Source organism: Streptomyces sp. NPDC058665 (assembly GCF_042714995.1).
In the GTDB taxonomy this organism is placed as follows: domain Bacteria; phylum Actinomycetota; class Actinomycetes; order Streptomycetales; family Streptomycetaceae; genus Streptomyces.
The window spans coordinates 1-10,603 of the sequence record NZ_JBHXRX010000022.1; the positions used below are offsets into that span (position 1 = coordinate 1).

Below are 10,603 nucleotides of genomic sequence, written 5' to 3' on the forward strand. Positions count from 1 at the left end.
GACACAGACACACCACGATCCCGCACCGCCACCGCACCCGGCCGCTCCAACGCCCGCGCCACCACCCCCTCATCCACCGACTCCCACACCAAATCCGCGGCCGTCGAATTCCACAAGGAAAACGCCCGCCGCTCCTCATCGGAAAGGACATCAATGGTGTCCACCCGACGATAAGGATCCTCAGCCAGGGCCCGCAGCAACCGCAGGTAGCAGTCCCGGTAGCCACGCACCTGCTCGCCGGTGAACTCGGCCGTGTGGTAATCGATGACGTGAACGAGCCCGTCGGACCCCGGTTCACGCATGAACCCGCACGCGAAAGGCCAGTTGGTCGGCTCGGACCGCGCGGTCATGTAGGTGCCGTCCGCCGCGCTCACGATCCCGACCTCGCCCGCGCCCAGCGCCTCGGCCAGTACATGGAAGTGGTTGTAGATGAAGTGCGTCTCGTACAGCTGTGCTCCGCCGGCCAGCGCCCGGATCTCGGTGTGCGGGAACCGTCGGTGCGGAAGGATCTCCGTGTCCCGGGCGAAAACCGCGCGGATGACATCCGCCATCGTGCCTTCCACCGGGACAGAGAAGGGAACCGAATTCAGGAAAAGACCCCGCGTGTCGGTCCCTCCCTCACCCTCCAACCGGCCATTGACCAAGAGCCCGGTAGTCGGACTACGGTGCCCGGTCAACTTGGACATCACCGCCAGATGAGCGCCAAGCAGCACACACTTCAACGGCAGACCAAGCCGACGGGTGACGTCCACCAGCCCCTCGGACACAGCGGGATCCAGCCGAGTCTCAAGCGAGCCGAAGCCACTCCCCTCCTCCGGCGAGACCCGTTCCCCGTCTCCGACGTCGCCGACCGGAACCAGGGCGTCTCCGCGCTCCGCCGACGGCAACCGGGGAAGCCGGAGCGCATCCCAGTCGCCTATCGCCTCTTCCCAGAACGCCCGTGAAGCAGCGCTACGAGCGTCCGCCCGCTCCAACGCCACGAACTCCCGGAACCGCGAAACCGGAGCGCTCTCCCGCGGAGCCTCCGGATCCTCCAGCAACAGCGCATAGCGACCGATAATCTCACCGATCGTGGAATTCAGGCTCCAGCCGTCCAGAATCGCGTGATGCTCGACAAGCGTCCACTGGAACTCCCCGTCACCCACCACATGAATGAAGAACCTCAGCAGGCCGGGAATATTCACATCGAAGGGTATTCCGCGTTCCCTTCTCACGCACTCGTCGACCAAAGCCGACCGTTCCGCCTCCGCCAGCTCACGGACATCCTCAACCACGACCGAAAGCTCAGCCATCTCATGGACAACCTGGAGCAGATCGTCGTAACCACTCAGATGGAACGAGGTACGCAAGATTTCATGACGAAGGACCACATCGTCCACAGCACGACGGAAGAGGGACTCGTCGAAACGGGCCCGCATCCCAAAACTGTCCACATTGAGATAAGGGCTGATCCGGGAATCGGCCTCCATCTCGTAGATCATTCCCATCTGAAGCGCGGTCATGGGATAGGCGTCGACCGCGTCTGCGGGCATCCTTGCCCGGTCCCCGGTCGAGACCATCGAGAACGGTTTCAGCTCCTGGGCTCGGGCCTCGTGCGAGGTGCACAGCGGCGCCAGTCGCTCTACAGTCCTGTGCTGGAAGAGATGCTGAAGGTCAAAGGTCAGCCCGCGACTACGTGCGGCTGCCAGCACCTGAACACTTCGAATCGAGTCACCACCCAGATCGAAGAAGTTTTCACGCACCCCCACACGATTCACACCGAGCACCTCGCACCACACATCGGCAAGGATCTTCTCCTGCTCCGACGACGGCGCCAGATACTCCTCACGCGTTTCCGCGTGTGCGAACTCCGCGGAAGGCAGCCGAGCCAGATCGGCTTTGCCGTTGGCGTTGAGCGGAATCTCGTCGATCAGGATGATCAGCGCCGGAACCATGTAGGACGGGAGCCGCGCCGCCAGATGGTCGCGCAGGTCATTGACTGATGTCTCAGCTCCAGCAGCGGGAACGCAGTAGGCCACGAGCCGAGGGGTGTCCTCGTCGCGTGTCACGGTCACCACGCTGGAATCAACCTGCGGATGAGCACCAAGGACGGCTTCCACCTCGCCCGTCTCCACCCGGAATCCTCGTATCTTGACCTGCTGATCGGCGCGGCCCACGTATTCGAGTTCACCGCTGGGCAGCCAGCGCGCCAGGTCTCCGGAGGCATAGGTGACCCCGGCCCGGGAATTCTCAGGATCGATGGGAAGAAAGCGCTCAGCGGTCAACTCCGGCCGGTTCAGGTAGCCGGCCGCCACCCCGGCGCCGGAGATATGGATCTCCCCGGCGACACCGATCGGCTGTTCCCGCCCGTCCGGACCGAGCACACGGATGCTGTATCCGGGCAGCGGGACACCGATAGGGCTGACGCTGTCGTCCAAGGCTTCGGGGGTGAGCGTCTTGACAGTGGCATGCACCGTCACCTCGGTGATACCGAACATGTTGATCAGATCAGGAGCACCAACCTGGTGCCGCTCCCACCAACGGCGGACCGCCGAGAGATCGACAGCCTCGCCCCCGAAAATCACCTTACGCAGAGCCAGCGGTGCGGGCGTTTGGGCGTCCGCCTCTTCGAACCTGCCGAAGGCGGTGGGTGTCACATTGAGGACGGTGACGCAGGCCTCCGAAACAAGCCGATGAAATCCAGCGGGATCCCTGGCCAATTCCGGAGGAACCACGACAAGGCACCCTCCGTTCGCGAGCGCGCCCCAGGTCTCCCACACGGAAAAGTCGAAGGACGCAGAGTGAAACAGTGACCAGACGTCTTCGGCGCCGAAGTCGAAACACCTGCGGCCAATGGCCATCAGTGAGCCGAGATTCCGATGTCGTACCGCGACCCCTTTCGGCCTTCCGGTGGAACCCGACGTGTAGATCAGGTACGCGAGATCGTCACCGCGCTCAAGGCTCCGGCCGATCCCATTCGCCGTGTCGGGTGTGAGGGGGACGGGTCGGGTTTGGTCGATGTCGATGGTGGTCCGGCCGTCCAGCGGGAGACGGTCGAACAGATACTCATGCCCCACCACCACCCGCGCCCCCGAATCCTCCAGCATGAACGCCAGACGCTCCCGCGGATACTCCGGATCCAGCGCCACATACGCCGCCCCCGCCCGCAACACACCCAACATCCCCACCACAAGATCCGCCGAACGCTCCACACACAACCCCACCACCCCACCACGCCCCACACCCACAGCCCGCAACGCCGCAGCCACCCCATCAGCCCGCGCCACCAACTCCCCATACGACACAGACACACCACGATCCCGCACCGCCACCGCACCCGGCCGCTCCAACGCCCGCGCCACCACCCCCTCATCCACCGACTCCCACACCAAATCACCACCACCACCCCGCGACCAGGACCGCAGCAACTCCACCTCAGCCGCCGGCATCCCCCTCAGCTCCGACAACCGCACCCGCGGATCCGCCGTCACCTCACCAAGCACCGCAAGCCACTGATCCACAAACCGCCGCACCGTAGACGCATTGAACAAATCAGACGCAAACTCAACCTCCCCCCACATACCATCCGCACCAGCATCAAAGACCAGCATCCCCAGATCAAACTTCGCCGTCCCCGTATGCACCGAACCAATCTCCCCCTCAGCACCACCACCCCACTCCCACCGGCGCCGCTCCACCGGATTCACACTGAACGTCACCTGCACCAACGGCGACCACGACGACTCACGCTCCGGCACCAACGCATCCACCAACGACGAAAACGGCACCTCCTCATGCCCCTGCGCCGCCACCGCACTCCCCCGCACCCGCCGCACCAACTCCACAAACGACGGATCACCACCCACATCCACCCTCACCGGCAACATATTCGCGAAAAACCCCACCACCCGATCCAGAGCAGCGGCACCCGACCGCCCCGCACCCGGCACCCCAACCACCACATCCTCCTGCCGCGACCAACGACCCACCACCACATCAAAAGCCGCCATCAGCACATGAAAAACCGTCGAACGGCACTCCCGCGCCACACCACGAACCCCATCCACCAAACCACCAGGAACATCAAAAACAACCATGTCCCCCACATACGACTGCACCGCCGGCCGCACCCGATCACCCGGCAGACTCAACACACCCGGCGCACCCTCCAAATACCCACGCCACCACCCCACACCCTCATCCAGCACACCCCCCGACAACCGCTCCCGCTCCCACACCGCAAAATCACCGAACGACAAAGAAACCTCCGGAAGCACCACCTCCCGCCCCTCAACCCCCGCCCCATAAAACTCCCGCAACTCCTCCTGCAAAACCCCCAACGACCACCCATCACACACCGCATGATGAAACACCAACCACAGAAGCCCCTCACCCACACCACCAAACTCCACAAACCCACCCCGCACCAACGGCGGCACACTCAAATCAAAAGACCCACACACCCCCGCACGCACCACATCCCACGCCTCCCCCTCACCCCCCACAGAAACAACCGACCACGACACCTCAACCCCCACACCCGCCACCACAGAAACCGGACGCCCACCCACCGTCCGAACCCCCGAACGCAACGCCTCATGACGATCCACCAACCCCTGAACCGCCCCACCCAAAACCCCCACATCACACCCACTCACACGCACCACAAACGGCGCGTTATACAACGCACCCCCACCCACCAACTCATCAAGAAACCACAACCGCTCCTGCCCGAACGACACCACCCCAGCCCCCACACCCCCACCAGGCACCGGACCAACCGACGACACAAACGACCCAACAGAAGCCTCATACGCCTTCATAACTCTCCCCACTCCACTTCCCAATCAACAAACAAAACCACCCACCAAGACGACGACAGGACAGCCCGGTGCTCACCGCCCCTCCGGAAGGGCGGGAGAAGAGTCCGAGCCCGGCTCCCGCGCCCCTTCCTCGACGACAGCGTCCTCATCCCGCTCCCGGCCGACCAGCGCCCACTGCCCGGAGTGAGATGCGAGGTAGAGCGCCGCCCCACAGAGCACCACCGACACGACCACGACCAGGACGCGGTAGTCGACCAGGGAAATGAGCAGAGCGCCCATCGCCATGGACACCGTCTGCGGAACCGTGGCGATGAACTCGAAGGCGGCAAACGCCCTGCCGAGATGGGAATTGGGCACCTGCCGTTGCAGGGCGGTGGTGGCAGAGGTGGCCAGAGCCGGAAACGCCACGCCCAGGACGAACACGGCGAACAGGACCGCCGGGTAGGACGGGATCAGCAGAAGCAGGGTGGCCAGACCGCCGGCCAACAGCCCCGCGCTGACGATCAGTCCTTCGCCGAGCCTGCGCAGAAGCACACCCACGGTGATGCCGCCCGCGATGGTCCCCACTCCCTGGGTCGCTCCGATGAAACCCAGATGCGATGCCTCCTGCCCCAGCCCCTTGGTGACGACCTCTATGCCGATGACTTCGAAGAAGCCCAATGCCAGCATGGCAATCCCCAGAGCCGTCACGATCTGGCGAAGGGCCGCTGTCCGGGCGAGGAGTCGGACGCCGCCGGACACCTCCGCCCACCAGCTCTCGCCCGTCGGACGTTCCGCGACCGTCTCCTCCGTCTTGACCGGAAGCAGCACGAGCGCCGAGATCACGAAGACGCAGGACACAGCCGCCGAGACACCGGGCCCACCGATCAGAGCGAACGCACCGACACCGATGGCCGGGGTGAAGAGGCGCAGAGCTCCGTGCAACGACTGCCGAATGCCGTTGACGATCGACAGTTCCTCACGTGGCACCAGAGAGGGCAGCAGCGCGGCCTGCGCCGGCGCGGTGAACGCTCCGTACAGTCCGTACACGAAGATGACGCCGTAGATCATCCACACGTCGTCCTTCGAGTCGACCATGACGAGGGTGAGCAGCAGCAGAGCGATCACCAGGTGGGCAGTGATCAGCATCCGTTTCCGTGGGAAGCGATCAGCGAGCACACCGAACAGCGGCAGGAACAGGCCACCCAGCGCGAAGGAGAACATCACCAGCCCTGCGGCAGCGGTGCTGCCGGTCAGTGTCTTCACCCAGACCGCCATCGCCAGCCACAGCGCGAAGTCAGCGAAGTTCGCGAGAAGATCTCCCACCAGGAACAGGCGGAAGTTCTTCTCTCTGAGGATTGCGGGCACGCCCGCTCCTTCCCGATGGTCGGAACTGCGGGACCATGGCTTGTCGTCACCCGCCGCGCATGGCCGGCAGCCGACTTACCACGCGTGGTGAGGAATTGACGGAGCCGGGAACGCGCTCACTTACCCCGCGGCGATGCACTGGCTTGACTGATCAGTTTCGCTATTGGAGCAGCGACAACGTAAGGGCAGCGACTCACAGAGGGTGTATGAGCCCCGCACAAGACACGTGCAAGCCGGTTTCGTTGTCGTGGGGTTCACGGCGTGGAGGCTCACGTGTCCCCCTCTGGGGGCACCGGGTTCAGGCCTGGCTTGGCCAGGAATTGTGCGTTGCCCATACGAAGTCGGTACGCGGTGTCTGTACCGTTCGGCGCCCCTGAGCGGGCCCCCACCGAGGCGGGCGGCTCGCTCCGTAGACGGTCACGATCCGAGGAACTCACGACGGAGGAACGAGAATGCCGGTGAGGATCTCCGTCCTGGGTGACGTGGAGATGCAGGTCGACGGGCGTCTCGTCGACCTCGGACACGCGCGACGCAAGTCCGTGTTCATCAGCCTGCTCACCGATGCCAGTCGCTTGGTGCCCGTCGATGAACTCATCGGCCGCGTCTGGGGACCCCGACCCCCGCAGAGTGCCCGCTCGACGCTCTACACCTACTTGTCCCGGCTGAGAACAGCTCTCTCTCCAGCCGGCCAGGCAGCCAATGTCCATCGACAGACCGATGGCTACGTCCTCGCTCTCGATGAGAGGACGGCAGCCACGGTAGATCTCCACCGGTTCCATGAGCTCACCGCACAGGCCAACGCCGCCACGGACGACGACACCGCTCTGGCCCTGCTGGAGGAAGCACTCTCCTTGTGGGAGGGGGACGCCTTTGGCGCTCTGCGCTCCCCCTGGATCGACGAACTGCGGGAATCGCTCCGCCGGAAACGCCTCCGGGCCCACTTGGACCGCAACGAACTGTTGCTGCGCCAGGGCAGGCAGACGAAGATTCTCGGTGACCTGCTGTCCCTTGCCCGGCAGGAGCCCCTCAACGAACGTGTCATCGGTCAGCTCATGGTGACGCTCTACCGCGAGGGACGCACCTCACAGGCCCTTGACTACTACGAGCGCACCAGGCAGACCCTGGTCAGGGAGAAGGGGACCGTCCCGGGCTTGGAACTCAGCGACATCCACCTGCGTATCCGCAACGCCGATCCAGCCCTCGATACCCCGACCGGCCCCGCCGCCGCGGTGTCTCCACGGGCCGCGGTCCCGAGCGAACCCGGACCCGTCACGCTTCCCGCCGCACCCCCTGTGCTCGCCGGCCGGGCGGCAGCACTCGCCGAACTGGACGACGCGCAGTCGGCCACCACGCCTCCCGTCGTCGTCATCACGGGTCTCGGTGGGATCGGCAAGACATCTCTGGCCCTGAGATGGGCTCACGACAACGCTTCGCGGTTCCCCGACGGACAGCTCTACATAAACCTCCACGGGTACGATCCGACGGTTCCGGCCATGACACCGTCGGGGGCGGTACGCGACTTGCTCGTCACCCTCGGCGTGGAACACCGAGCGTTCCCTGCCCGCGCCGAGGCGCAGTACGCCCTGTTCCGCGGCCTCCTGGCCCATCGGCGGATACTCCTCCTCCTGGACAACGCGCACGACGCCGAACAAGTACGTCCCCTCCTGTCCGGATCCCCCACCTGTAGCGTCGTGATCACCAGCCGCGACCGGCTCAACAGTCTCGTGGCACATGAGGGAGCGCGTCCCCTCGCGCTTGACGTGCTGTCACCCGAGGCCTCGCGCCAGTTCCTTGCCACGCAGCTGGGCGAACGCCGTACGGCGGCCGAACCGCACGCCGTCGGCGCGATCATGGACAGTTGTGGGCGGATGCCCCTCGCTCTCGCGAGCGCTGCCGCACGCGGCGCCGCGCGTCCACAGTTTCCGCTCTCCGCACTCGCGGATGAACTGCGCGTGGCGGAGACGCGACTGGACACACTGGAGACCGGAGATCCGCTCACATCTCTTCGAAGGGTCTTCGATGCGTCGTACAACGCGCTGCCCTACTCAGCGGCGCGGGTATTGGGCCTGGTGAGCCTTGCGCCCGGCCGGCACATCGAGCTGTCCGCGGCCGCGGCGCTGACGGGACTCACGCCCAGCCGGACGCAAGCGCTGCTGTCCAGCCTGGAGTCCGCGCACCTGGTGAATCAGACGTCACCGGGCCGCTACGAGCTCCACGAACTCGTCCGTCTCACCGCCGCCGAACGCTGCGTTCACGACCAATCCGCCGAGGAGCGCTCCGAAGCTCTGCACTCGCTCGTCACCTTCTACGTGCGGACCGCGGCCTCCGCCGGCGAGTCGCGGGATGCTCAGGTGACTCCGTCCGCGGCCGTAGCCGGGATGTCCGAAGATGCCGAAACGGTTCAACCGAGTTGTGCCTTGTTCATGCAGTCCTTGTGCACCTCTGGATCCGAATTCTCGAATGATGTGACCACAGCCTAGGAACCGTGTGATCACACGCCGCCGGCTGCCGCCGCGCCTACGGAGAGTGCGATGCCGCCAGGAGGAGCCTTCATGACAGGGAACGCGGGTGATCTTCCGCAATCGGCCGGCCCGGCCTGTGTCGCGGCGGCCGGGGGCTTGGTGATGAGCCGTGCGCAGGCACTGCCGCGCTTCGAGCTCGGTCCGGACGACGGCACCGGCACGAAACCGTTGGTACTGCCCTGGCGGGCCACACTGGCGGACGCGGTGCGGGCCATCGGCGGGGGGCAGTCCGCCGAACACCTTGAGACGTGGGTGTCCGGCGGCATCGGCATGACCCTGGAGACTTCCGCCCGAGGCATGTCGATCAACATGCCGGACGGCCCGCCGTATGTGGACGGCGAACTCCTGCGGGGGCGCGTCGTCGCCATCCTGGATCAGTGGGATCGTCTCGCGAATGAGCCCATGGGGAGCGTGGTGCCTTGGGGAGTTGGCGACAAGACCGTCATCGACGCCGCCAGCGGTACCGCCGTGCCACCTCCCAGCCGGCTCGTTCCCCGGACGATCGCCGACGCGGGCAAGGGCGCCGCCGGCGACATCTGCCTGATCGACGACGCCGGCAGTGTGACGTGGGCGGAACTGGCCGCTCTCGCCGCCGACTACGCGGCGGGGCTGTGGCAGGCCGGACTGGGACCCGGAGACGTAGCGGCGGTGGCTCTGCCGCGAAACCGCCACCTGATCGCCGCGTACCTCGGTGTCTGGCACGTCGGTGCCGCCTTCGCTCCGGTCGACGCGACCCATCCGGCAGCGCGTGTCGCACGTCAGCTGGAAGCCGTCGGTGCGCGGGCCGTCGTCGGAGACCCGGGAAACACACTTCCCGGACCGCTGCCCCGGATCCGGCCCGTTCGGGGCAGCTCCGCTCCGGAGCACCGGCACAGCCCCGGCGAACTCGCCTATGTGATGTGTACCTCCGGGTCCACCGGCGAACCGAAGGCCGTGGGAGTGTCGCACGGCGCGCTCGCCGGCTGTGTCGAAGCGTTCCGCGATGTTCTGGGCGACGGCCGAAGGACCGCCTATCTCACCGGATCCACGTTTGACATATCCCTGCTGGAGTTCACCTATCCGCTGACCACCGACGGTGTCCTGCTCGTGGTGGGAGACGCCCGGCGTCGTGACCCCGCCAACACCACACGCTGGCTGCTGGATCAGCGGGCCGATCTGATCCAGGCGACCCCGAGTGCGTGGAGTCTGATGACGGACGCGCTAGGCGAGGACATGTCTCACACCGTGCTGCTCTGCGGGGGCGAGGCCCTGGCTCCTGATCTCGCCGCCCGCCTCACCGCCACCGGCGCTCAGGTGTGGAACTGCTACGGACCGACCGAAGCCACCATCTGGGCCACCGTGCAGCCACTCACTTCCGAAACGACGGGCCCCGTGTCCATCGGCCGGCCACTTCCGGGGACCACCGCGCATGTCTTGTCCGGCCCCGGTCTGGTGCCGGTCGCCGTCGGCGAGCCGGGCGAACTCTATATCGGAGGGCGGCAGCTCGCCGTCGGCTACCTCGGACGTGACGACCTCACCGCGGAAGCTTTCGTCACCCATCCCGTCCATGGCCGCGTCTACCGGACAGGAGACATCTGTTCGTGGCGGGATGACGGCACTCTTCGTTTCCACGGCCGTGAAGACGGCCAGGTCAAGGTGCGGGGCCATCGGGTGGAACTGGTGGAGATCGACGCCGCCGTGGAGTCTCACCCCAAGGTGCGCAGGGCGGCGACCCTCCTCTCCGGAGAGGGCGAGACGGCGTCGCTGCTGTGCTGTCTCGAACCGGCTGACGGGGCCTATCCCGACGCCACCGAGCTCCGTACGTTCATCGCCGGTCTGCTCCCCGGGGCTTGGGTGCCGGCGCGGTTCGCGATCGTCGACGAACTGCCCCGGACATCCAGTGGCAAGGTCGACCGCCGTGCGCTGACGGCGCTTGCCAGCAACTCCTGACGT

Annotated in this window: 4 protein-coding genes; 2 read left to right on the plus strand and 2 right to left on the minus strand. The window is 65.8% G+C overall.

Translation table 11 applies throughout. The annotated features are described in order from the left end of the window. Both ACFWV8_RS16315 and ACFWV8_RS16320 read right to left on the minus strand, forming a co-directional pair. On the minus strand, nt 1–4,802 hold a 4,802-nt coding region (locus ACFWV8_RS16315), incomplete at its 3' end, for an amino acid adenylation domain-containing protein (protein WP_384201774.1). Nucleotides 4,803–4,874: 72 nt separating this feature from the next. Continuing rightward, nucleotides 4,875–6,149: an MFS transporter gene (locus ACFWV8_RS16320; RefSeq protein WP_384201776.1), complete on the minus strand. Its 1,275-nt coding sequence runs from the start codon at nt 6,147–6,149 to the stop codon at nt 4,875–4,877. Nucleotides 6,150–6,601: 452 nt separating this feature from the next. On the opposite strand from ACFWV8_RS16320, the gene ACFWV8_RS16325 reads away from it, so the two are divergent. Together ACFWV8_RS16325 and ACFWV8_RS16330 are read left to right on the plus strand one after the other, a co-directional pair. Beyond that, nucleotides 6,602–8,629 (plus strand): BTAD domain-containing putative transcriptional regulator, encoded by a 2,028-nt coding sequence (locus ACFWV8_RS16325; RefSeq protein ID WP_384201779.1) that lies wholly within the window; start codon nt 6,602–6,604, stop codon nt 8,627–8,629. Between the two features lie 72 nt (nt 8,630–8,701). Beyond that, complete coding sequence (locus tag ACFWV8_RS16330) at nt 8,702–10,600, plus strand: amino acid adenylation domain-containing protein (RefSeq protein WP_384201782.1); 1,899 nt, start codon at nt 8,702–8,704, stop codon at nt 10,598–10,600. Nucleotides 10,601–10,603 lie beyond the last annotated feature (3 nt).

What these genes read in the sequence shown, in the direction of transcription:
- ACFWV8_RS16325 (WP_384201779.1), top strand. Translation starts at nt 6,602, where the DNA reads ATGCCGGTGAGGATCTCCGTCCTGGGTGACGTGGAGATGCAGGTCGAC.
- ACFWV8_RS16330 (WP_384201782.1), top strand. Translation starts at nt 8,702, where the DNA reads ATGACAGGGAACGCGGGTGATCTTCCGCAATCGGCCGGCCCGGCCTGT.